Source organism: Bradyrhizobium sp. Tv2a-2, from assembly GCF_000472425.1.
Lineage (GTDB): Bacteria > Pseudomonadota > Alphaproteobacteria > Rhizobiales > Xanthobacteraceae > Bradyrhizobium.
Map to the genome: position 1 here is coordinate 123,212 of NZ_AXAI01000003.1, position 20,947 is coordinate 144,158.

Annotated in this window: 17 protein-coding genes; 13 read left to right on the forward strand and 4 right to left on the reverse strand. The window is 65.2% G+C overall.

Going from position 1 to position 20,947, the window contains the following annotated elements; all coding sequences use genetic code 11:
• Positions 1-21: 21 nt before the first annotated feature.
• Positions 22-1,056: an aspartate-semialdehyde dehydrogenase gene (locus A3AI_RS0106750; RefSeq protein WP_024514848.1), complete on the reverse strand. Its 1,035-nt coding sequence runs from the start codon at positions 1,054-1,056 to the stop codon at positions 22-24.
• Between the two features lie 115 nt (positions 1,057-1,171).
• On the opposite strand from A3AI_RS0106750, the gene A3AI_RS0106755 reads away from it, so the two are divergent.
• Complete coding sequence (locus A3AI_RS0106755) at positions 1,172-2,032, forward strand: hypothetical protein (RefSeq protein WP_024514849.1); 861 nt, start codon at positions 1,172-1,174, stop codon at positions 2,030-2,032.
• A gap of 187 nt (positions 2,033-2,219) precedes the next feature.
• Positions 2,220-2,576 carry a hypothetical protein gene (locus tag A3AI_RS0106760; protein ID WP_024514850.1) on the forward strand — a complete coding sequence of 119 codons (357 nt, stop codon included), beginning with the start codon at positions 2,220-2,222 and terminating at the stop codon, positions 2,574-2,576.
• Between the two features lie 131 nt (positions 2,577-2,707).
• On the opposite strand, the gene A3AI_RS0106765 is transcribed toward A3AI_RS0106760, so the two are convergent.
• Positions 2,708-3,508 carry a HesA/MoeB/ThiF family protein gene (locus tag A3AI_RS0106765; protein ID WP_024514851.1) on the reverse strand — a complete coding sequence of 267 codons (801 nt, stop codon included), beginning with the start codon at positions 3,506-3,508 and terminating at the stop codon, positions 2,708-2,710.
• 148 nt (positions 3,509-3,656) lie between these two features.
• Here A3AI_RS0106765 and A3AI_RS0106770 point away from each other — a divergent pair, with 148 nt between their 5' ends.
• Complete coding sequence (locus A3AI_RS0106770; RefSeq protein ID WP_024514852.1) at positions 3,657-5,012, forward strand: serine protease; 1,356 nt, start codon at positions 3,657-3,659, stop codon at positions 5,010-5,012.
• 188 nt (positions 5,013-5,200) lie between these two features.
• On the opposite strand, the gene ggt is transcribed toward A3AI_RS0106770, so the two are convergent.
• Entirely contained in the window at positions 5,201-6,880 is a 1,680-nt protein-coding gene (gene ggt / locus A3AI_RS0106775; protein WP_024514853.1) for a gamma-glutamyltransferase, read from the reverse strand.
• Positions 6,881-7,078: 198 nt separating this feature from the next.
• Here ggt and A3AI_RS0106780 point away from each other — a divergent pair, with 198 nt between their 5' ends.
• Entirely contained in the window at positions 7,079-7,861 is a 783-nt protein-coding gene (locus tag A3AI_RS0106780) for a nucleotide-binding protein (protein ID WP_024514854.1), read from the forward strand.
• 220 nt (positions 7,862-8,081) lie between these two features.
• Here A3AI_RS0106780 and mutM read toward each other — a convergent pair whose 3' ends face one another.
• On the reverse strand, positions 8,082-8,987 hold the full coding sequence (mutM, locus tag A3AI_RS0106785) for a bifunctional DNA-formamidopyrimidine glycosylase/DNA-(apurinic or apyrimidinic site) lyase (RefSeq protein WP_024514855.1): 906 nt from the start codon (positions 8,985-8,987) through the stop codon (positions 8,082-8,084).
• A gap of 142 nt (positions 8,988-9,129) precedes the next feature.
• Between mutM and ubiE the strand changes: the two genes are divergently transcribed.
• The 9 genes from ubiE (at position 9,130) to A3AI_RS0106830 (ending at position 20,897) form a co-directional block, all read left to right on the forward strand.
• Positions 9,130-9,891, forward strand: a complete 762-nt coding sequence (gene ubiE / locus A3AI_RS0106790; protein WP_024514856.1) for a bifunctional demethylmenaquinone methyltransferase/2-methoxy-6-polyprenyl-1,4-benzoquinol methylase UbiE — start codon at positions 9,130-9,132, stop codon at positions 9,889-9,891.
• The gene (gene ubiB / locus A3AI_RS0106795; protein ID WP_024514857.1) at positions 9,888-11,462 is read left to right on the forward strand and encodes a 2-polyprenylphenol 6-hydroxylase; all 1,575 of its coding nucleotides are present in this window, start codon (positions 9,888-9,890) and stop codon (positions 11,460-11,462) included. The genes ubiE and ubiB overlap by 4 nt, the downstream gene beginning before the upstream one ends.
• 63 nt (positions 11,463-11,525) lie before the next feature.
• Positions 11,526-12,959 carry a bifunctional phosphopantothenoylcysteine decarboxylase/phosphopantothenate--cysteine ligase CoaBC gene (coaBC, locus tag A3AI_RS0106800; RefSeq protein ID WP_024514858.1) on the forward strand — a complete coding sequence of 478 codons (1,434 nt, stop codon included), beginning with the start codon at positions 11,526-11,528 and terminating at the stop codon, positions 12,957-12,959.
• On the forward strand, positions 12,956-13,411 hold the full coding sequence (dut, locus tag A3AI_RS0106805) for a dUTP diphosphatase (RefSeq protein WP_024514859.1): 456 nt from the start codon (positions 12,956-12,958) through the stop codon (positions 13,409-13,411). Before coaBC ends, dut begins: the two co-directional genes overlap by 4 nt.
• A gap of 307 nt (positions 13,412-13,718) precedes the next feature.
• Positions 13,719-16,220, forward strand: coding sequence for a sensor histidine kinase (locus A3AI_RS0106810; protein WP_024514860.1), 2,502 nt, complete (start codon positions 13,719-13,721; stop codon positions 16,218-16,220).
• Complete coding sequence (gene tsaE, locus A3AI_RS0106815; RefSeq protein WP_024514861.1) at positions 16,217-17,755, forward strand: tRNA (adenosine(37)-N6)-threonylcarbamoyltransferase complex ATPase subunit type 1 TsaE; 1,539 nt, start codon at positions 16,217-16,219, stop codon at positions 17,753-17,755. Before A3AI_RS0106810 ends, tsaE begins: the two co-directional genes overlap by 4 nt.
• Positions 17,756-17,863: 108 nt before the next feature.
• Positions 17,864-18,181 (forward strand): PilZ domain-containing protein, encoded by a 318-nt coding sequence (locus A3AI_RS0106820; protein ID WP_024514862.1) that lies wholly within the window; start codon positions 17,864-17,866, stop codon positions 18,179-18,181.
• Positions 18,182-18,324: 143 nt separating this feature from the next.
• Positions 18,325-19,047 carry a nucleotidyltransferase family protein gene (locus tag A3AI_RS0106825; protein WP_024514863.1) on the forward strand — a complete coding sequence of 241 codons (723 nt, stop codon included), beginning with the start codon at positions 18,325-18,327 and terminating at the stop codon, positions 19,045-19,047.
• A 20-nt stretch (positions 19,048-19,067) separates the two neighbouring features.
• Positions 19,068-20,897 carry a tetratricopeptide repeat-containing glycosyltransferase family protein gene (locus A3AI_RS0106830; protein ID WP_024514864.1) on the forward strand — a complete coding sequence of 610 codons (1,830 nt, stop codon included), beginning with the start codon at positions 19,068-19,070 and terminating at the stop codon, positions 20,895-20,897.
• Positions 20,898-20,947 lie beyond the last annotated feature (50 nt).

Here is a 20,947-nt window from a genome sequence, read left to right on the forward strand (position 1 = left end):
CGACTCCTTAAACGACCAGCCTCAAGCCGCCTTCTTCTTGGCGGTGAGCAGCTTGCGGTTGAGCAGGATTTCCGCGATCTGCACCGCGTTCAGCGCCGCACCCTTGCGCAAATTGTCCGACACGCACCACAGCACCAGGCCGTTCTCCACCGTCGCGTCCTCGCGGATGCGGCTGACATAAGTCGCGTCCTCGCCGGCCGCTTCGTAAGGCGTGACGTAGCCGCCCGGCTCCTGCTTGTCGATCACGAGCAGGCCGGGCGATCGGCGCAGGAGGTTGCGCGCTTCGTCCGCCGTGATCGGATTTTCGAACTCGATATTGACGGCTTCCGAATGTCCGACGAACACCGGCACGCGCACGCAGGTGGCGGAGAGCTTGATCTTGGGATCAAGAATCTTCTTGGTCTCCGCCATCATCTTCCACTCTTCCTTGGTGTAGCCGTCCTCCATGAACACGTCGATCTCGGGGATGACGTTGAAGGCGATACGCTTGGGGAATTTCTTGTTGACCAGCTCGTCATTGGTGTAGACGGCCTTGGTCTGCGAGAACAGCTCATCCATCGCGTCCTTGCCGGCGCCCGACACCGACTGATAGGTCGCGACCACCACGCGCTTGATCTTGGCGGCATCATGCAACGGCTTCAGCGCGACCACGAGCTGCGCGGTCGAGCAGTTCGGGTTGGCGATGATGTTCTTCCTGGTGAAGCCGGCCGTCGCATCCGCATTCACCTCGGGCACGATCAGCGGCACGTCCGGATCCATCCGCCAGGCCGAGGAATTGTCGATCACGACCGCGCCCTGCGCCGCGATTTTCGGCGACCATTCCTTGGAGACCGAGCCGCCGGCCGACATCAGGCAGATGTCGACGTCGGAGAAGTCGTAATGCTCGAGCGCCTTGACCTTCAGCGTCTTGTCGCCATAGGAGACATCGACACCGACGCTGCGGCGTGATGCCAGCGCCACCACCTCGTCGGCCGGGAATTTGCGCTCGTCCAGGATGGTGAGCATTTCGCGCCCGACATTGCCGGTCGCGCCGACCACTGCGACTTTGTAACCCATCATTCACTCTCCGACGAAAAATGCCTCGCCCCGGCTCACAGCGGATAGGGAAGCGGCAGCGCTTCTATGCGAGAAACATGACCCTGACAACGTTACCATGGCGTTCGGGCGTAGAATGCGACCGTTTTGGACCGACCCCGCCAACTCCTTGGCCAATTCCCCCTTTTCGACCGCAATCCATCCCGCACTGACCAGCTTCGCCGACGAAGTCTGCGCCACGATCGCGCGCCTGTTCGCCTATGTGGGGACGCTGGCGCTGATCGCCATCCTGGCCGTGCATTTCTGGGGCCAGCTGCCGCAGTTCGCGGGCGATGCGGCCAGCCTGCCAAGCTGGAGCGTGGCTGGCCACAGCCAGCCCGCTTTCTCCCTCGGCGCTTCCGATCAGGCCGATAAATCAGCCACTTACACGATCCTCAGGCACCCTCAGGGCGGCCGCAGGGACATCTTCAGCTGGCCCGGCGCAGGCGACCGGCCGGCCGCCGAGCTCGAAATCTACCGCCTGGGCGATGAGGCGGCTTCCGCCTCGCTGCCATCAGAGGACCTGGCTTTGCGGATGCCGCCCGGCGGCGAATTGGAGGCTGCCGGCGTCATCGACAGCAAATTCGGCACCGTGTCGCTGCTCTGGCGCGGCGCGACCGCTGCTGGTAGCTCCAAAGGAGAAGAAAAGGGCGCCGACAAGGGCAAGGACGAGCACCGGACTTCCGGCTGCCTCGGCTTTTTCAGGGGCATCGACGATTCCGCCATGCGCATCTCCGGCTGGTCCTGCCAGGGCGATACCCTGCCCGCCCAGCGTGGCGCTGTCGCCTGCATGCTCGACCGGCTGACGCTGGTTTCGGCTGGAAGCGAGCCGAAGCTCGCCGAATTGTTCGCCCGCGCCGAGCTGAACCGGCTCAATTGCGGCGCCGCCGGGGCAACCGCGTCCTCCGGCGACTGGGTGACCCAGGCCGACAATCCGCCCCTGCGCGGGGCGTTATGACGCGGCCAAGGGCTTGCGAATTCGTAATGTTTTGTTGCGCGGGCGCATTATGTCTCAAGGTGTGGCCGGATTAACCTTGTGGGGAGCTCGGCCGCGCGGATAAAGTGCAGCCAAATCAGGTGAGTGGCGACCGGCCAAGACATCTGTCGGGACCATCGGCAGGGACTGCCACCTCAAGGACGTGACAATGACAATGAAATTTTCCGCCGCTGGTCTCGCGCTGGCCCTCACCGTGCCCGCCCTCGTCGCCGGCGCGCCGGCGCAGGCCGAGCAGCTCAACTACGACAAGAACGGCCGCGTGACCTATCAGGGCGGTCCGAACGTCGTGGTGCAGCAGGGCCCGCATACGCGCCTCTTTATCAGCAAGCGCTCTTGGCTCGATGCCGGCACCGAGGTGCTCCCCGGCGAGCGCAAGTTCACCGACTACGCCTACCCGCCGGGACCGTCGTTCGGCGTTCAGAACAACAACCGCCCGACCGAGCGCCAGCCGCTCAACCCGCCCTCCGATCTCGGCGGCGAGCCGACGCGCTTCCCACTGTACTGAATTTTGCGATTTTTGCCGTCGCAATGGCCGGGCTCGTCCCGGCCATTTGCGCACCTCAGTCACCTCATTCGCTGAGATGGTCCCTCACCCCAGCCCTCTTCCCGCAAGAACGGGGAGAGAGAGGACAGAGCTCATACATGCGCACTTAGATCCGTGATCGTCAGGCCATCGCCATTGAGCGGGTTATTCGGGTCGCGCGCGTAGCGCAGCGTTTCGAAACGCATGGTGCGGGCATCGACCATCAAGAGGCGTCCGACCAGGCCCTCGCCGAAGCCGACGATCTCGCGGATCGCCTCCAGCGCCGTCATCGAGCCGAGCACGCCAGCAAGCGCGCCCATCACGCCGGCCTCCGCGCAAGGCGGCACGGTGCCGGGCGGCGGCGCCTCCGGAAACAGGCAGCGATAGGTCGGGTTGAACTCACCCTTCTCATTCCGCTCATGCGCGCGGATGGTAGTGAGCGAACCGTCGAATGTGCCGAGCGCGGCCGTGATCAGCGGCTTGGCCGCCAGGAAACAGGCGTCGGAAACGAGATAGCGAGTCTCGAAATTATCCGAGCCGTCGAGCACGAGATCATAACCGCCGATCAGATCCAGCGCGTTGTCGGCCTTGAGCCAGGTAGCATGCGCGGCAAAGCGGACATACGGGTTCAGCGCATGGATGCGCTCGGCCGCGGTATCGACCTTGCGCCGGCCGATATCGGGCGTGGTGTGGATGATCTGGCGCTGCAGGTTGGAGAGCGAAACGACATCGTCGTCGACCACGCCTAGCGCGCCGATTCCGGCCGCGGCGAGATACATCAGCGCAGGCGCGCCGAGCCCGCCGGCACCGATGACGAGGACAGAGGCCTCCTTCAGCGCGGCCTGGCCGGGACCGCCGACCTCGCGCAGCACGATATGACGGGCGTAGCGTTCGAGTTCGTCCTCGCTGAACATGGTCCTGGCTACTCCTTACGCTTGGTGATCACTGCCTCCCCTCATGGTGAGGATCATACAGCAGGTGCTGAACCGTGGCGCTGTTGTTGCCGACCAACGAGATGTGCTTAAGCTTGCACAACGTCAATCGGGTTTTCAGGGATTTGTCATGAGAGCGACGCTCGCTGCAATGATCTTGCTGACCTCGACTTCCCTGACGCAGGCCCAATTGACCCAGCCGACTACCGCCGCCGCCAAGCCGAAGCAAATGGCGACGGTTCCGATCCGCCCGGCAGTGCAGGCGCCAGCCGATACCGCCAACGCCATGGCGCAGGCCGAGCGGCTGGCGCTGCAGTCCGACCTCGCCTGGGTCGGCGAATATAATGGCGCGATCACGGGTGACGTCAGCGAGCGCATGGTCGCCGCAATCAAGGAATACCAGAAGGCCAGAGGCGGCAAGCAGACCGGCGTGCTCAATCCGCAGGAGCGCAACGTGCTGGCTGACACCGCGCGGCGGCGGCAGGAGAGTGTCGGCTGGAAGATCGTCACCGACATGGTCACCGGTGCACGGCTCGGCATCCCCGCAAAGCTCGTCCCGCAACAGGCGAGCGACGCCAACGGCAGCAAATGGACGTCGCCGACCGGCACCATCCAGATCCTGCTGTCGCGGCGGAAGGAGGCCGGCCCCACCACCGCGAAGCTCGCGGACGAGGAGAAGAAGCAGCCGGGCCGCAATGTCGACTACACCGTGGTCAAGCCGGATTTCTTCGTGCTCTCGGGCCTGCAGGGGCTGAAGAAATTCTACATTCGCGGCACCTCCAAGGGCGACGAAGTCCGCGTCATGACTATTCTCTACGACCAGGCGACGGAAAACACCGTCGAGCCGGTGGTGATCGCGATGTCGAGCGCGTTCAACGCATTTCCATCCGGGCCGCAGCCCGGCCCGCCACCGCGCAAGACCGTCGATTACGGCACGGGCGTCGTGGTGAGCGATGACGGCGCGATCATCGCCGATCGTGAGATCACGGAAGGCTGCATCGCCCTCACCATGGCAGGATTCGGCCATGCCGACCGCGTTGCCGACGACAAGGAGCATGGGCTGGCGCTGTTGCGCGTTTATGGCGTGCGCGAGTTGAAGCCGCTCGCGCTTGCGGATGGCGTGGCGACGGGCGTCGAGATCACCGGCATCGCCGATCCGCAGAACCAGGGCGGCGGCAGCACCGTCTCAAGCGTCAAAGCGCGGGCCGCGGAGATTGGCGGCGATGGCGACGCCGTGCTGTCGCCCGCGCCGGCCCTCGGATTTTCCGGCGCCGCAGCGCTTGATGCGAGCAGCAAGTTCGCCGGCATCGCGCTGTTGAAGCCGGTGATTGTCGCGGGCGTCTCGACTACGGCAGCCACGTCGCAGGCGGTGCTGGTGTCATCAGGCACCGTGCGGACGTTTCTCAAGGCCAACGGCGTGACTGCGAACGGCACATCGACCGATGCCAAGGCCGCCGTGGTGCGCGTGATCTGCGTGAGGAAGTAGCCGGATTTCTCCGCTCTGGCCTTCCATTCCGCTGTCATCCTCCGCGAAAGCGGAGGATCCAGTATTCCAGAGACGTCGAGAGATACGGAGGAGCCGCGGCGTACTGGATACCCGCTTTCGCGGGTATGACCACCATTTGCGTGTAGCCCCGGCTTTCCATCTCACCCCGGATGACTCGCCGCCCAACCTCACCTCAAGTCAAAGCGCACGCCGGAGCGTGCGAGCCCGCCGGCGATCCCGATCGGCGTGCCGTCGGCGCGCCAGCAGGCGGCGCCTTCGAGGGTGCCGTCGGCGCGGAACTGGATGGCGTTCATGCCGCCGGCAATGGTCGGCATCACCACGACCTCGTGACCTCTGTCGCGCAACGACGAGCGGACGTTTTCAGGAATGCCGCCTTCGACTTCCAGCGCATGGCCCTCGGTCCAGACCCGTGGCGCTTCCACCGCTTCCTGCAGGCTCATGCCGTGGTCGATCAGGTTGATCAGCGCCTGCATCGCGCTCGGGAAGATGCGTTTTCCGCCGGGTAATCCCAGCGCATAGACGAGCTTGCCGTCGCGCAGCGCCATCATCGGCGACATCGAGGTGGTGACGCGCTTGCCCGGCATCAGCGACAGCGCATGTCCGGGCCTGGGATCGTACAGGTTCATGTAATTGTTCGGGATGGTGCCGAGGCCCGGGATCATGATCTTGGCGCCGAACAGATTGTTGATGGTCTGCGTGGTCGCGACCACGTTGCCGAACGAATCCGCGGCCGTCATATGCGTAGTGTGCGCGCTTTCGAGCTGCGTCACGCCCGCACCCCAGTTTTTCGCGCGGTTCAAATCGATCGCGGCACGGCGCTCGTGTGCGTAGTCCTTTGAGGTCAGCCGGCCCACGGGAACGCCGACATAGTCCGGATCGCCCGAGGCCGCGGCGCGATCGGCAAAGGCGATCTTCAGGGCCTCCGCGACCAGATGGACGGTCTCGGCGGTGCCAAAGCCGAGCGTCGCGAGATCATAGCCTTCGAGGATGTTGAGCATCTCGGCGATATGCACGCCGGACGCCGCGGGCGGTGGCGGTCCCAGAATCTCCCAGCCGCGATAATCGGCGCGGATCGGCGCGCGTTCCACGGTCTTGTAGGTGGTGAGGTCCTCCCTGGCGATAAAGCCGCCATGCGCTGTCATATAGTCGACCAGGATATCGCCGAGCGGCCCGCGATAGAGCGCGGCCTCGCCATGCTGCGCGATATGGCGCAGCGTCTCGGCATACTCGGCCTGCAGCACGCGCTCACCGGGCTTGAGCGGCTCGCCCTTTGGCAGATAGACCGCCGAGATCGCCTTGTCCTTGCGCATCTCGCGCGCGGATTCAGAGATGCATCCATGCAAATAGGGCGTTGCGGCATAACCGCGCGAGGCATGCTTGATCGCGGGCTGCAGTACGTCGGCAAGGCTCATGGTGCCGAACCGCTGCAAAGTCTCGCACCAGGCTTTCAGGGAGCCCGGCACCGCGACCGCCTTCGGCCCGGTCAGGTTTTCGTCGTCGACCGTGTCGAACACATGCGGCGCCGAGCCCGGCCTGGAGCGATAGGTGTCGGGCTTCACGGCCTTCGGCACCGTGCTCTGGCCGTCGATGAAGCGGTGGCTGCCGTCGGCGAGACGGATATGCGCCATGCCGCCGCCAATGATGCCGACCATCATCGGCTCCACCACCGTCAGCGTGAACAGGGTTGCGATCGCCGCATCGATCGCATTGCCGCCGGCGGCGAGCATTTCCGCGCCGGCGCTGGAGGCCAACGGATGGTTGCTCACCACCATGCCGCGGCTGCCGCGCGCCGGCTGCCGCTCGCATTCAAACGCCGCCTCACTCCGATTTCGCCAGTCAGTATTCATACTTACTCCAGTAGTCGAACGGATTTGCCACAATTGTGGCAATCCGTCATTATCACAGCTGATTCGGACCACCGCGATTCCCTTGTCCTTGGGATCGGGCCGGAACGTCCTGGGCCAGAACCGCCCGGCGCCGCGAGAGGCGGTGCACGCAGTGTGGCGTATCCAAAAAATCCCGTAAACTCCTCAAGGATTTCTTCCATGTTGACGATCGTATTGGCCACCCAAAAGGGCGGCAGCGGCAAGTCCACGCTTGCCATTGGCCTCGCCTTGGCAGCCAAGCAGGCCGGTCAGACTGTCCGACTCGTCGATACCGACCCGCAGGCCACGCTGATGAACTGGCAGACCCGCCGCGGCCGGGCCGAGCCCCTGGTGGAAGCCGTACATGATGCCGCCGCGATCGAGCCCCGCCTGGAGGCGCTTCGCGCCAGCGGTGTGACGGTCGCCATCATCGACACCGCCGGCGGCGTCAGCGCCGCGACGACCGCTGCGATCCGCTATGCCGATCTCTGCCTGATCCCGGCGCGGCCGAGCGCTGCGGATATCGAGGCCACGAGCTCCACGCTGAGTGTCGCGCGCGCCTGGAGGAAGCCGTTTGCCTTCGTCCTCAACCAGACGCCGATCCGCGGCGCTCGCATCACCAACGCCGCGACCACGCTCGCCGACGAAGCGGCCCTGGAGCTCGCGGACGTCCTCGCCCAGCCCTTCATCGTGATGCGCAACGATCATCAGGACGCACTGGCCGCAGGCCTTGCTGTCACTGAATATGCGCCGGGCGGCAAATCGGCCGCGGAAATCGGCGATCTCTGGCGGTGGACCGAGGCCAAGTTGACTGGCCGCCCACTGGCAGACGAAGTCGTGGACGAGCAGACGGAATCGCCGTTCCCGATCATTTTCGTCGAGCAGCCCGTGCAAGCGGAGAAGCCGGTGATCCGCCTTGCCTCCTTGCGCGACAGCGGTCCCAACTGGGACGCCTGTTTGTAATTATTCTCCATCGCCCCGCTCTTGCGGGGCCGCGACGAGCAAAGCTCGCGCTGAGAGGGTCGGGGTGAGGGCCCGCCTCCGCGAGCCGAACCTCGCGGAGAGTCCCCTCACCGGCAACGCATCGTTTCGATGCATTGCGGACTCTCCCCGCGCGCGGGGCGAGGCGAGCCGACTCGTCTGATCAGTGAATCAATCAACGCAGCCTTGATCCACGTCCAGCTCACTTCTGGCACTTCGGGCACCAGAAGGTCGAGCGGCCGTTTTGGGTGAAGCGGCGGACGACGCCGCTGCAGCCTTTGGTCCGGCAGGGCTCGCCCTCGCGGTCATAGACCTGGAACGAATGCTGGAAATAGCCGAGCTCGCCAGAGGCCTGGCGGTGATCGCGCAGGGATGAGCCGCCGGCCTTGATGGCTTCGTTGAGCACCGCGTGGATCGCCTCGACCAGGTGTTTCGCATGATCGGTCGGCTCGCCCCCGGGAACGCCCTTGCGTTGTCCGGTCTTCGTTGCGAGCGTGGCCGCCAACCGGCGCGGCGAAAGATGCGCGCGAAACAGCGCCTCACAGACATAGATGTTACCGAGGCCTGCGACCACGCGCTGATCGAGCAGCGCCGCCTTCAGGCTGGTCTTCTTGTTGGCGCAGGAGCGCGCCAGCATCCTGGCGTCGAATTCATTGCCGAGCGGCTCGGGGCCGAGACCCTGCAACAGCGGCTCCTCATCCATCGCATTGCGCGCGATGATCTTCATGTAGCCGAAACGGCGCGGATCGTTGAACACGACATCGGCGCCCGAGGACATATGAAACACCACATGGTCATGCGCCTCGTCCTTGTCGCGTGGGTGGTGAAATTGGCCCGGCGTGCCCTCCTCGCCCAGCTTTCGGATCCGGAACGAACCCGACATACCCAGATGCATCAACAGCACGTCGCCCGAGGCAAGATCGGCGAGCAGGTATTTGGCCCGTCGCCCCAGCCCGGTAATAGTCTGGCCGTTCAGGCGGGCGGAGAAGTCCTTCTGGAACGGAAACCGCAGGTCCTTGCGGCGGGCCTCCGCATGAACGATTTTGGCCCCCTCCATGATCGGCTGCAGGCCGCGCCGGACGGTCTCGACTTCAGGCAATTCAGGCATTTTGGTCATTCACCTTGGCGGGGTGACGTGATAGCGCCATTGCGGCCGGCGCGCTATGGTCCCGGCCCGTCCGCCGTCCCCTCGTCATTGCCTCGCTTCGCTCGCAATGACGATCGAAATGCCTATCCAGGATCCTAAGAGTATGAGTCAACCGGACCCCACCACGCATTTCGGCTACCGCGACGTGCCGCTCGGCGAGAAGCAGACGCTGGTTAACGAGGTGTTTCACAGCGTCGCCTCGCGCTACGATTTGATGAACGATCTGATGTCGATGGGCCTGCACCGGGTCTGGAAGGACATCATGATCAACATCCTGAACCCGCCGAAGGGCGATGCGCCCTTTGCCCTGCTCGACGTGGCCGGCGGCACCGGCGACATTTCCTTCCGCGCGGCCAATGCCTCCGGCGCCGGATTCCGGGCGACCGTCTGCGACATCAATGAGGACATGCTCCGTGTCGGCCGCGAACGCGCCATTGCTCGGCATCTCGACGACCGCGTCTGCTTTGTCGAAGGCAATGCGGAAGCGTTGGCCTTTCCTGACCGGCACTTCGACGGCTACACCATCGCATTCGGCATCCGCAACGTGCCGCGAATCGATCGCGCGCTGAACGAAGCGTTCCGCGTGCTCAGACCCGGCGGCCGTTTTCTGTGCCTGGAATTCTCCACCGTCGAGGTGCCTGGGCTCGACCGGCTCTATGATCTGTTTTCCTTCAGGGTGATCCCGCCACTCGGCCGCATGGTGACGGGTGACGCGGATTCCTACCAATATCTCGTGGAATCCATCCGCAAATTCCCAAGGCCGCCCGCCTTCGCCGACATGATCCGCGCGGCCGGCTTCTCCCGCGTCAACTGGCAGATCCTGTCCGGCGGCATCGTGGCACTGCATTCGGGCTGGCGTTTGTGATCTCTGCTGCAACCCACATCCTGCGGCTGAGCCGGGCCGCCTTCGTGCTGGCGCGCGAGGGCGTGTTTGGCGTCGTCGATCCCGCGCTGGTGCCGCCGCCCGGACAGCTCGCGATCAAGATCGCGGGGCTGGTCGAGCGCCGCGGCGCCAAGTCGGGACCAAGGCTGTCGCGCGCGCTGGAGCGCATGGGCCCGGCCTATCTGAAGCTCGGCCAATTCCTGGCGACGCGCCCGGACGTGGTCGGCGTCGGCCTCGCGCGCGACCTCGAAAGCCTGCAGGACCGCCTGCCGCCTTTCCCGCAGGCTGAAGCCGAGGCCGCCATCGCGACCTCGCTGGAGCAGCCTATCAACCAGGCCTTCGCAAGCCTGGGCCCGGCGGTCGCGGCCGCATCAATCGCCCAGGTACATCGCGGCGAGGTGCTGCGCGACGGCGCGCTCCATCCTGTCGCGGTCAAGGTGCTGCGCCCGAACGTCGCCACGCGCTTCCGCCGCGATCTCTCCGATTTCTTCTTCGTCGCGCACAAGGCCGAAACGCATTCTTCCGAAGCGCGGCGGCTGCGGCTGGTCGAGGTCATCAACACCATGTCGCGGTCGGTCGCTATGGAGATGGACCTGCGGCTGGAGGCGGCCGCGCTCTCCGAGATGGCCGAGAACACCGACAGCGACCCGGATTTCCGGGTGCCGAAGGTCGACTGGGACCGCACCACCCACAACGTGCTGACCATGGAATGGATCGACGGCATTCCGCTGTCCGATCATGCACGGCTGGCGCAGGCGAATGTCGACCTGCCCGATCTCGGCCGCAAGGTGATCCAGAGCTTCCTGCGCCACGCGCTGCGCGACGGCTTCTTCCATGCCGACATGCATCCGGGCAACCTGTTCCTCGACAAGGATGGCCGGCTGGTCGCGGTCGATTTCGGCATCATGGGCCGGCTCGGCGACAAGGAGCGGCGCTTCCTCGCCGAGATCCTGCTCGGCTTCATCACCCGCAACTATCGCCGCGTCGCCGAGGTGCATTTCGAGGCGGGCTATGTGCCCGCGCACCATTCGGTGGAGAATTTCGCGCAAGCCATCCGCGCCATCGGCGAGCCGATCCACAACCGTACCGCCGAAGAGATTTCCATGGCGCGGCTGCTCACGCTGCTGCTCGAGGTCACCGGCCTGTTCGACATGCGCACGCGCCCCGAGTTGATCCTGCTGCAGAAGACCATGGTCGTGGTCGAGGGCGTGGCGCGCAGCTTCAACCCCAGGCTCGATATCTGGCGGGTGGCCGAGCCCGTGGTGCGGGAATGGATCGAACGCAATCTCGGTCCTGTCGGGCGCCTGCAGGGCGCGGCCTCCGGCGCGGGCGATCTGGCGCGCGTGCTGACTGCGCTGCCAACCATGGGGCTCCGCGCGGTCGCGGTGCTGGAGCAGCTCGAGGTGTTGACCCGCGAGGGCGTGCAGTTGTCGCCGGAGACGATCGCCGCCTTGGGCCGCAGCGAGGGCAGGAAGAACCGCTGGCGCACCGTCGCGCTCTGGATCATCGCGGCGACGTTCATCGGCATCTTGATCGCGGTCACCCGACTTTGATTGCATTGCAATCATGCCGATGCTAGCATTGCTAGCACCGGTCCGCTCCGGGGGAGGTCGTCCATGGCCAGCCTGACCATCCGCAAGCTCGACGACGCCATCAAGTCATACCTCCGGCTGCGCTCGGCCAAGAATGGCCGCTCGGTCGAGGAAGAGGTCCGGGTCATCCTGCGGGACTATGTGGAAGGAAGCCCGGTGCCGCCGGGCACCTTTCTGGTAGGCGCTGCGCCGACCGAGCTCCCTGCGGCCGTGCCGCAAGCCGTGCGCGCGACCGGCGAAGCGCGCATCACCCTGATTATCGGCGGCGGTATTGCCGCCTACAAGGCGCTTGACCTGATCCGGCGGCTGAAGGAGCGCCGCATCCACATCCGCTGCGTGCTGACCAAGGCGGCGCAGCAATTCGTGACGCCGCTCGCAGCCAGCGCGCTCTCGGGCGCGCGCAGCTACACCGACCTGTTCGATCCCGACAGCGAGTTCGACGCCGGCCACATTCGCCTTGCCCGCGACTGCGACCTCATCGTGGTGGCGCCGGCGACCGCTGACCTGATGGCGAAGATGGCGAACGGTCATGCCGACGACCTCGCCAGCGCCGTTCTGCTCGCAGCCAGCCGGCCGATCCTGCTCGCGCCGGCCATGAACCCGATGATGTGGTCCAACGCCGCCACCCGTCGCAATGCCGAGCAGCTTCGCCGCGACGGCATCCATTTTGTCGGCCCCAATGCCGGCGAGATGGCGGAGGCGGGCGAGGCCGGCGTCGGCCGCATGGCCGAGCCGCTGGAGATCGCGGCCAGCGCCGAGCGCTTCCTGCGGCCGCTGCCGCCGCAACCGCTGGCCGGCAAGCGCGTGCTGATCACGGCGGGCCCGACCCAAGAGGCGATCGATCCCGTGCGCTACATCTCCAACCGCTCATCGGGCAAGCAGGGTTTTGCGATTGCCGCAGCCGCCAAGGCCGCGGGCGCCGATGTCACGCTGATCACCGGTCCCGTCGAGCTCGACGATCCCAAGGGCGTTGCGATGGTGCATGTTGAATCGGCCCGGCAGATGCTCGAGAAGGTCGAGGCGATGCTGCCCGCCGACATCGCGATCTTCGCGGCGGCAGTGGCCGACTGGCGCGTCGCGCATGAGGGCGGCCAGAAATTGAAGAAGACCGCGGGCCAATTGCCCGCACCGTTGCAGCTGGTCGAGAACCCGGACATTCTCGCGACGATCTCCAAGCTGAACGAGAGACGGCCGGGCCTTGTCATCGGCTTCGCCGCCGAGACCGAACATCTGATCGACAACGCCAAGACCAAGCTGAAGCGGAAGGGCTGTGACTGGATCGTCGCCAACGATGTGTCGCCCGCAGCCGGCACTTTTGGCGGCGACCGCAACACCATCCATCTGCTTCGCCGCGAGGGCGGCGAGATCAGCGTCGACGATTGGCCGGTCATGACCAAGGACGAGGTCGCGGTCGCCCTGGTCGCACAAATCGTTGAAGCCTTGAGGACACTGGCATGAGCGCAGTCAAAGTCGAAATCTTGCAACTGCCGCATGGCGCGGGCCTGACGCTGCCAGCCTACCAGACCGCCCATGCGGCGGGGCTCGATCTGCTCGCTGCGGTTCCCGAGGGCGCGCCGGTCGTGCTCGAGCCCGCCAGATACGTGATGGTGCCGACCGGTCTGTCGATCGCGCTGCCGGAAGGATTCGAGGCGCAGGTGCGGCCGCGCTCGGGGCTCGCCGCCAAGCATGGCGTTACCGTGCTCAATGCACCCGGAACCATCGATGCGGATTATCGCGGCGAGGTCGCGGTGCTACTGGTCAACCACGGGAGCGCTCCCTTCACCATCCGCCGCGGGGAGCGCATCGCGCAAATGGTGATCGCTCCGGTGTCGCGGGCCGAGCTTGTTCCCGTTAGCGCGCTGTCGAGCACCGAACGCGGCGCCGGAGGCTTCGGCTCGACGGGGCGGTAGCGCTTCGGTGCGACCGAAGAGACGTTCACATTCGCGTTGCAGCCTCTCCCCTTGTAAGGCGAGAAGGCTGGAACCCACGGCGACATCGATTCGACCGAATCGTTTGTGGCTCACATAAAACTCTGGATTCATTTTCATTAAAGTGGAGCGTTTGCGTTCCACTTTTTGCACAACAAGATTCACGTTCACGGTCTGGACTCTTACCCCTGGAGTCCTCCCGGCGATATTGTTCTTTGATTCGCGGCAAGCGCGCGTACCATTCGACCCGCGACGGTCGCGGATATTCTTTTCGGTCTTTGGGGCAATGATGTCAGGCGTGATCACGGCGATGCGTCGGACGCTGCTGTCGTGCACGACGCTTGCACGCAGCGGCCTGATCGGGCTTGCCGCGGCGACCCTGCTGCCGGCAGGTCGCGCGATGGCCGCCGACTTGCCCGTGCTCAACGAGCTCGCCGGCCTGCTCGGCTTCAACCGCCAGGAAATCGCGGTGCTGACGACCGCGCTCGCGCTGCTCGGCTTCTCCGTGGTGTCTGCGATTCTCCTGATGCGCAGCCGGCTGTCGGCGGCGCGCGACGAGGCACGGCTCAGGAGCCGTATCGGGGAACTGCAGGTGCAGACCGACAGCTATCGCGCGCTGCTGTTTGCCGAGCCCCAGGTCCTGATCTCCTGGGCCGCGGGCGACAACCGCCCACAGATCTCAGGCGATATCTCGCTTCTGGTGCATCAGGACTCGCCGCAGCGCCTGCTCGCCTTCGGAACCTGGCTGCCGCCGGAACCGGCGCTGCAGATGGATCATGCGGTCGACGCGTTGCGCGAGACCGGCGAAGGCTTCCTGCTCAACCTCACCACCGTCACGGGACGCGCCATCGAGGCTACGGGACGTGCCATTGGCGGACAGGCCATTGTCCGCATTCGCGAGCTTTCGGGCCTGCGCCGTGAGCTTGCGGAAACCAATCTCCGCTTCAAGCAGCTTGCGGACGAGACCAAGATGCTGCGCGGCTTCGCCGCCACCTCCCCCTGGCCGATCTGGGCTAGGGATGCCAGGGGTCTCTCTTACGTCAACGACGCCTATGCGCGTGCGACCGACGCCGCCGATGCCGCTGATGCCATCAGCCGCAATCTCGAGCTGCTCGACAGCGCCGGCCGCAGCGAGATGGAGCGCGCGCTGCATGGCGGCTCCGCATTCAACGCGCGCCTGGCGATCGTCACCAGCGGCGAACGCGCCTTCTATGATGTCCGCGCGATCAATATCGGCGAGGGTAGCATCGGCATCGCCATCGATGCCAGCGAAGCGGATGCACTGCGACAGGCCCTGGTGCGGATGGCGGATGCACATCGCCGCACACTCGACCAGCTCTCGTCGGGTGTTGCCGTGTTCGACGGCCAGCGACGGCTTGCGTTCTACAACGATTCCTATCGGCGCCTGTGGGATCTCGATACCGCCTTTCTCGACAGCCATCCCGATGACTCCAGCGTGCTCGACCGTCTGCGCGCGGCGAGAAAACTTCCCGAGCAGGCCGACTTCCGCGCCTGGAAAGCAAAACTGCAAGAAGCCTATCGCGCGGTCGAGACCGCGAAGGACACCTGGTTCCTGCCCGACGGCCGCGCGCTTTCGGTCGTCACCACGCCCAACCCGGAGGGCGGCGTCACCTATCTGTTCGACGACGTCACCGAGAGCCTGGACCTTGCGCGCCGCTTCGACGGCCTGATCCGCGTCCAGCGCGAGACGCTGGACAGCCTTGCCGAAGGCGTCGCCGTGTTCGGCAGCAACGGGCGGGCGCAATTGTTCAATCCGGCTTTTGCCAGGATGTGGAAGCTCTCGGCGGAATCGTTGCGCGAACAACCCCATATCGATGCCGTGGCCGGCTGGTGCCGCCCATTGTTCGACGAGCCGAGAGCCTGGCAGACGATTCGCGAAGCCATCACGGCGATCGAGAATCGCATCGACGTACCCCTGAAGCTGGATCGCAAGGACGGCAGCGTGCTCGACTGCATGCTGCGCCCGCTGCCCGATGGCGCCACCATGCTGACCTTCCAGGACATCACCGACACCGAGAATGTCGAGCGCGCGCTGCGCGAGCGCAACGAAGCGCTCGAGACCGCCGGACAGATGAAGATCGACTTCGTGCATCACGTGTCCTACGAGCTGCGCGCCCCGCTCACCACCATCATCGGCTTTGCGCATTTCCTGAGCGACCCCTCGACGGGGCCGCTGACGCCGAAGCAGGCCGAGTATCTCGACTACGTCACCAAATCGACCAACGCGCTGCTCGCGCTGACCAACAACATTCTCGATCTCGCCACCATCGATGCCGGCGCGATGCGGCTGGAGCTTGGGTCTGTCGATGCGACCAAGGCCATCATGGCGGCGGCGGAGGGCATCCAGGACCGGCTCGCCACCGACCGCATTCACCTCAAGGTCGAGGTCGACCCCAATGTCGGCAGCTTCACCGGCGATGAGCGGCGCGTGGTGCAGGTGCTCTATAACCTGCTTGCCAACGCGGTCGGCTTCTCGCCACAGGACGGGACGGTCGTGGTCAGCGCCACCAGGACCGAGCGCAGCGTGGTGTTTTCCGTCAGCGATTCCGGCCCCGGCATCCCGCCCGAAATGAAGGACAAGGTGTTCGACTGGTTCGAGAGCCGGTCCCACGGCTCGCGGCACCGCGGCGCCGGGCTCGGGCTGTCGCTGGTGCGCTCCTTTGTCGAGCTGCATGGCGGAAAGGTGCGGGTGGATTCGGTGGTCGGCAAGGGCACCATGGTCACTTGCGACTTCCCAACCGAACAGGCTCAGCGTAACGCTGCGGAATGACAGAATTTGCGACTTTCTCTGTAACGCTGCCCGACGAGGCCGCGACCGCACATCTGATGGCCGATCTCGCGCTCCTGCTTGGCGCCGGCGACATCATCACCCTCACAGGTGACCTCGGCGCCGGCAAGACCACGGCGGCGCGGGCGATGATCCGCTATCTCGCCGATGACGCGGAGCTCGAGGTCCCGAGTCCGACCTTCACGCTGGTGCAGGCCTATGAGCTGCCGTCGTTCCCGCTGCTGCACGCCGACCTCTACCGGATAGCCCACACCTCCGAGCTGGAGGAGATTGGGCTACAGCCCTTTCCCGAAGGCACGGTGGTCCTGATCGAATGGCCGGAGCGCGCCGGCGATGCTTTGCCGTCCAACCGCATCGACATCGCACTCAGTCACCGCAACGAACTTGACGCAGAGGCGCGCACAGCCGAGATCGCAGGCCATGGCAAGGCGGCGGCGCAGGTCGAGCGGCTCAAATCGCTCAGGCAATTCCTTGACAAGGCCGGCTTCGGCAAGGCGACGCGGCGGCGCATGGCGGGGGATGCCTCGATCCGCTCCTATGCGCGGCTGAACAAGGACGGCGCCAGCTTCATCCTGATGAACTCGCCGCGACGGCCGGACGGCCCGCCGATCTATGACGGCAAGCCCTATAGCGCCGCTGTGCATCTCGCCGAAGACGTGAAGCCTTTTGTCGCCATCGCCGGCGGCTTGCGCGCACGCGGCCTTTCGGCGCCCGAGATTTTTCATGCCGATCTCGACAGCGGCTTTTTGATCACCGAGGATCTCGGCCAGGCCGTGTTGTTCGAGGGCGATCCGCCGCAGCCGATGCAGGACCGCTACGAGGTGGCGACCGACATGCTGGCGGCGCTGCATCGCGAGATGTTGCCGGAGACGCTGCCGATCGCGGAGCAGGCGAGCTATTCGATTCCGGTTTTTGATACCGACGCATTGCTGGTCGAGATCGGGCTGATGCCGGAATGGTACCTTCCCGATCGCGGCGCTGCGCTCGGCGATGCCGCGCGCGCGGAGTTTTTCGCGATGTGGCGCGAGCTCCTGGATACGTCCGTATCATCAACGCGAAGCTGGGTGCTGCGCGACTTCCACTCGCCCAATCTGATCTGGCTGGAGACACGTGAAGACATCAAGCGCGTCGGCCTGATCGATTTTCAGGATGCGGTGCTGGGCTCGCCTGCCTATGATCTGGTGTCGCTGTTGCAGGACGCACGGCTCGACGTGCCGGAGATGCTCGAGCTCATGCTGTTCTCGCGCTACATCAAGGCCCGACGCGCGGCGGACGCCCAATTCGACGCCGGCGCCTTTGCGGCGACCTATGCCATCCTGTCGGCACAGCGCAACACCCGTCTGCTCGGCACCTTCGCCCGGCTCAACCGGCGCGACGGAAAGCCGCACTATCTCCGTCACCAGCCGCGGATCTGGAGCTACCTGACGCGCTCGCTGGACCACCCGGCGCTGGCCTCCATCAAGGCCTGGTACGCCGCCCACGTTCCGCCACCAGGTTTGCCGCCGCCAAGTTTCTGATTTTACCGGGTTTCCGGCCTTTACGGCTTGTTAGCCATCAGCCCGGTAGTCTTTGCCGAGCGGTCGGCCGGGCATGGCGACCGCTCAATTTCGAGGCCGGAGCGGACTATGGCGAGTGGTGAACGGCGCAATGAGGGCCGCGTCGCATTCGAGCGCGGAATACCAGCCTTTATGATGGCGATCGACGGCACCTGGCGGCGCAACTGCATGATGGAGGACGTCTCCGAGGCCGGCGCCAAGCTGACGGTGGAGGGTTCCGTCGAGGGGCTGCATTTGAAGGAATTTTTTCTGCTGCTGTCGTCGACCGGGCTGGCCTACCGGCGCTGCGAGCTCTCCTGGGTCAACGGCGACCAGATTGGCGTCAGCTTCATCAAGCAGGGCAACAAGGGGAAAAAGTCCGCACGGCAGACCACGGCGGAAGTGTGATCCTCCAGTCTTACAACCGTCATCTCGGCCCGCTAAGGCAGCACGAATCGGGCGGCTGCGAATCAACGTGATATGATCAGTCCTGCCAGCGAATCGCCAATCCCGAGACTCCTCGCAAGCATCGTCCCGAAAGCATCCCGAACATGCCGGTCAAGCCCACCAAAGCCATGGTCCTCGCCGCTGGTCTCGGCCTGCGCATGCGCCCGCTGACCGAGCGAATGCCGAAACCGCTGGTTCCGGTCGCGGGCCGCCCGCTGCTCGACCATGCGCTGGACAAGCTTGCCGATGCCGACGTCACCGAGGCGGTGGTCAATGTGCATTATCTGCCCGATCAGATCATCGACCATGTCGCATCGCGAAAGCATCCGCGCGTGATCGTCTCCGACGAGCGCGACCAGGTGCTCGGCACCGGCGGCGGCGTGGTCAAGGCGCTGCCGATGCTCGGCAACGCGCCGTTCTTCCATGTCAATTCCGACACGCTGTGGATCGACGGCGTGCGCTCCAATCTGGCGCGGTTGGCCGAGACCTTCGACCCCGCACGCATGGACATCCTGCTGTTGATGGCGCCGACCGCGAGCAGCATCGGCTATAGCGGCTCGGGTGACTATGGCATGCTGCCGGATGGCGCCTTGCGCAAGCGCCGCGAGAACCAGGTGGTGCCGTTCGTCTATGCGGGAGCTGCGATCATCTCGCCCGCGATCTTTGCCGATGCACCGAAGGGCGCGTTCTCGCTGACCAGGATGTTCGATCGCGCCAACGAGCAGGAGCGCCTGTTTGGCCTGCGTCTCGACGGCGTCTGGATGCATGTCGGCACCCCCGACGCCATTGGCGCTGCGGAAGAAGCATTCCTGGAGAGCGTGGCCTAGGTCGGCGCTTGCAAACCTTGATGAGCGCCGAGAACGAACCGACCGCCTCCACGACAAGCTCATCCGCTCAGCTTTACCAGGCCGCGCTCAACCATTTCCGTGCCGGCAGCTATCCTGACGCCGAGCTGTGCTGCCGGCGGGCGCTCGCGCACGACAGCGATCACGCCGACGCGCTTCATCTGCTCGGGATCCTCGCCCTCCATGCCGGGCACTACGACCAGGCCGTGACGTGGATCTCACATGCGATCCGGCGCGAGCCGCGGCACGATTATCTGCGGAGCCTCGGCACGACACTCTTGAAGCACGGGCGGCACGCCGACGCGCTGCAGGTGTTCGGCAAGTCGGTGCGGCTCAACCCCGACAGGGCCGAGCCATGGCGCGATCTCGGCAATGCGCTGGCCGCCGTCGGACGGCGCGCCGATGCGCTGTCAAGCTTTCGCGAGGCCGTAAGCCGGGACGCCGGCGATTGGGACGCCGCCAACAAGGCGGCGGTGCTGCTGTTCGAGGACGGGCAGCTCGAGGACGCGCTCGGCTATTTCTCGCTCTGCGACAAAATGCGGCCGGACCACGTCCCGACGCTCTATATGCGTGCACGCACGTTGCACAATTTGAAACGATTTGCCGAAGCGCTGGCCGACAATGAGCGCCTCTCGGCGCTTGATCCTGGCAACGCCGACGTTTGCTGCAACATCGGAAACATCCTGCGCATGCTCGGGCGCGATGCGGAGGCGCTCCCCTGGTTCGACCGCGCGCTTGCGCTCCGCCCGGATGCCGCGGCAACGCTGATGGAAAAGGCGGTCGCGCTCACGGCGCTGCATCGTTTCGACGAGGCACGCGCAGCCTTTCAGCAGGCCATCGCCATCGATCCCAACCAAGCGCAGGCCGAATGGAATCTGGCCCTGCTGCAGCTCCTGCTCGGAGATTTCGCGGCCGGTTTGCGTGGGCGCGAGGCGCGCTGGAAGATTCCAGCATTTGCCCACATCTATCCGGCTTTGTCGCAACCGATGTGGCTGGGCGAAGGCGACATCGCGGGCAAAACAATTCTGGTCTGCGCCGAGGAAGGTTTTGGCGACACGCTGCAATTCGTACGCTATGTGCCGATGCTCGCCGCGCGCGGCGCGCGCGTCGTACTGATGGTGCAGGACGCATTGTATCCGCTGCTGAAGGACATGACCGGCATCGCCCAATGCCTGCCGCGATCGGCCGCCGCCCTGCCCGCCTTCGATCTGCATTGCCCGGTCTCGAGCCTGCCGCTCGCGTTCGAAACAAGCCTCGACACCATCCCGGGCGCGACGCCCTATTTGCCCATGCCTGCCGTGAGCAGCGTGCGCGCCTGGGAGGAGCGGCTCGGCGCGCATGACAAATTGCGCGTCGGCCTTGTCTGGTCGGGCAATCCGAACCATGGCAACGACCATAACAGGTCCATTCCGCTGCAGATGCTGGCGCGCATCTGCGACGTCGACGCCACCTTCATCAGCCTGCAAAAGGACGCACGCGCGGATGACATGGCGAGCCTCGCGCAAAGCGGCATCATCGACCTCGCAGGCCACCTCACCGATTTCGCCGAGACGGCGGCGCTGATCGCCCGCCTCGACCTCGTCGTCTCGGTGGACACCAGCGTTGCCCATCTCGCCGGCGCGCTTGCCTGCCCGATATGGATCCTGCTGCCCTATACCCCGGACTATCGCTGGCTGCTCGATCGCGATGACAGCCCCTGGTATCCGAGCGTACGGCTGTTCCGCCAGGATGAGAGCCGCAACTATGCGAGTGTGGTCGAAAAGGTGCGGGATGAGTTGAGCGCGCTTTGCAGAATGGGTAGAGCTCAGCGAAACCAATTGCCCTCGTCGTAAAAATGATGGGTTTCGCTGGGCTCTACCCAGCCCATGCGGGCATCCCCATT

What these genes read in the sequence shown, in the direction of transcription:
- A3AI_RS0106820 (WP_024514862.1), top strand. Translation starts at nt 17,864, where the DNA reads ATGGCGAGTGGTGAACGGCGCAATGAGGGCCGCGTCGCATTCGAGCGC.
- A3AI_RS0106825 (WP_024514863.1), top strand. Translation starts at nt 18,325, where the DNA reads ATGCCGGTCAAGCCCACCAAAGCCATGGTCCTCGCCGCTGGTCTCGGC.
- A3AI_RS0106760 (WP_024514850.1), top strand. Translation starts at nt 2,220, where the DNA reads ATGACAATGAAATTTTCCGCCGCTGGTCTCGCGCTGGCCCTCACCGTG.
- dut (WP_024514859.1), top strand. Translation starts at nt 12,956, where the DNA reads ATGAGCGCAGTCAAAGTCGAAATCTTGCAACTGCCGCATGGCGCGGGC.
- A3AI_RS0106755 (WP_024514849.1), top strand. Translation starts at nt 1,172, where the DNA reads ATGCGACCGTTTTGGACCGACCCCGCCAACTCCTTGGCCAATTCCCCC.
- A3AI_RS0106750 (WP_024514848.1), bottom strand. Translation starts at nt 1,056, where the DNA reads ATGGGTTACAAAGTCGCAGTGGTCGGCGCGACCGGCAATGTCGGGCGC.
- A3AI_RS0106765 (WP_024514851.1), bottom strand. Translation starts at nt 3,508, where the DNA reads ATGTTCAGCGAGGACGAACTCGAACGCTACGCCCGTCATATCGTGCTG.
- tsaE (WP_024514861.1), top strand. Translation starts at nt 16,217, where the DNA reads ATGACAGAATTTGCGACTTTCTCTGTAACGCTGCCCGACGAGGCCGCG.
- coaBC (WP_024514858.1), top strand. Translation starts at nt 11,526, where the DNA reads ATGGCCAGCCTGACCATCCGCAAGCTCGACGACGCCATCAAGTCATAC.
- ubiE (WP_024514856.1), top strand. Translation starts at nt 9,130, where the DNA reads ATGAGTCAACCGGACCCCACCACGCATTTCGGCTACCGCGACGTGCCG.
- A3AI_RS0106770 (WP_024514852.1), top strand. Translation starts at nt 3,657, where the DNA reads ATGAGAGCGACGCTCGCTGCAATGATCTTGCTGACCTCGACTTCCCTG.
- ggt (WP_024514853.1), bottom strand. Translation starts at nt 6,880, where the DNA reads ATGAATACTGACTGGCGAAATCGGAGTGAGGCGGCGTTTGAATGCGAG.
- mutM (WP_024514855.1), bottom strand. Translation starts at nt 8,987, where the DNA reads ATGCCTGAATTGCCTGAAGTCGAGACCGTCCGGCGCGGCCTGCAGCCG.
- A3AI_RS0106830 (WP_024514864.1), top strand. Translation starts at nt 19,068, where the DNA reads ATGAGCGCCGAGAACGAACCGACCGCCTCCACGACAAGCTCATCCGCT.
- A3AI_RS0106810 (WP_024514860.1), top strand. Translation starts at nt 13,719, where the DNA reads ATGTCAGGCGTGATCACGGCGATGCGTCGGACGCTGCTGTCGTGCACG.
- A3AI_RS0106780 (WP_024514854.1), top strand. Translation starts at nt 7,079, where the DNA reads ATGTTGACGATCGTATTGGCCACCCAAAAGGGCGGCAGCGGCAAGTCC.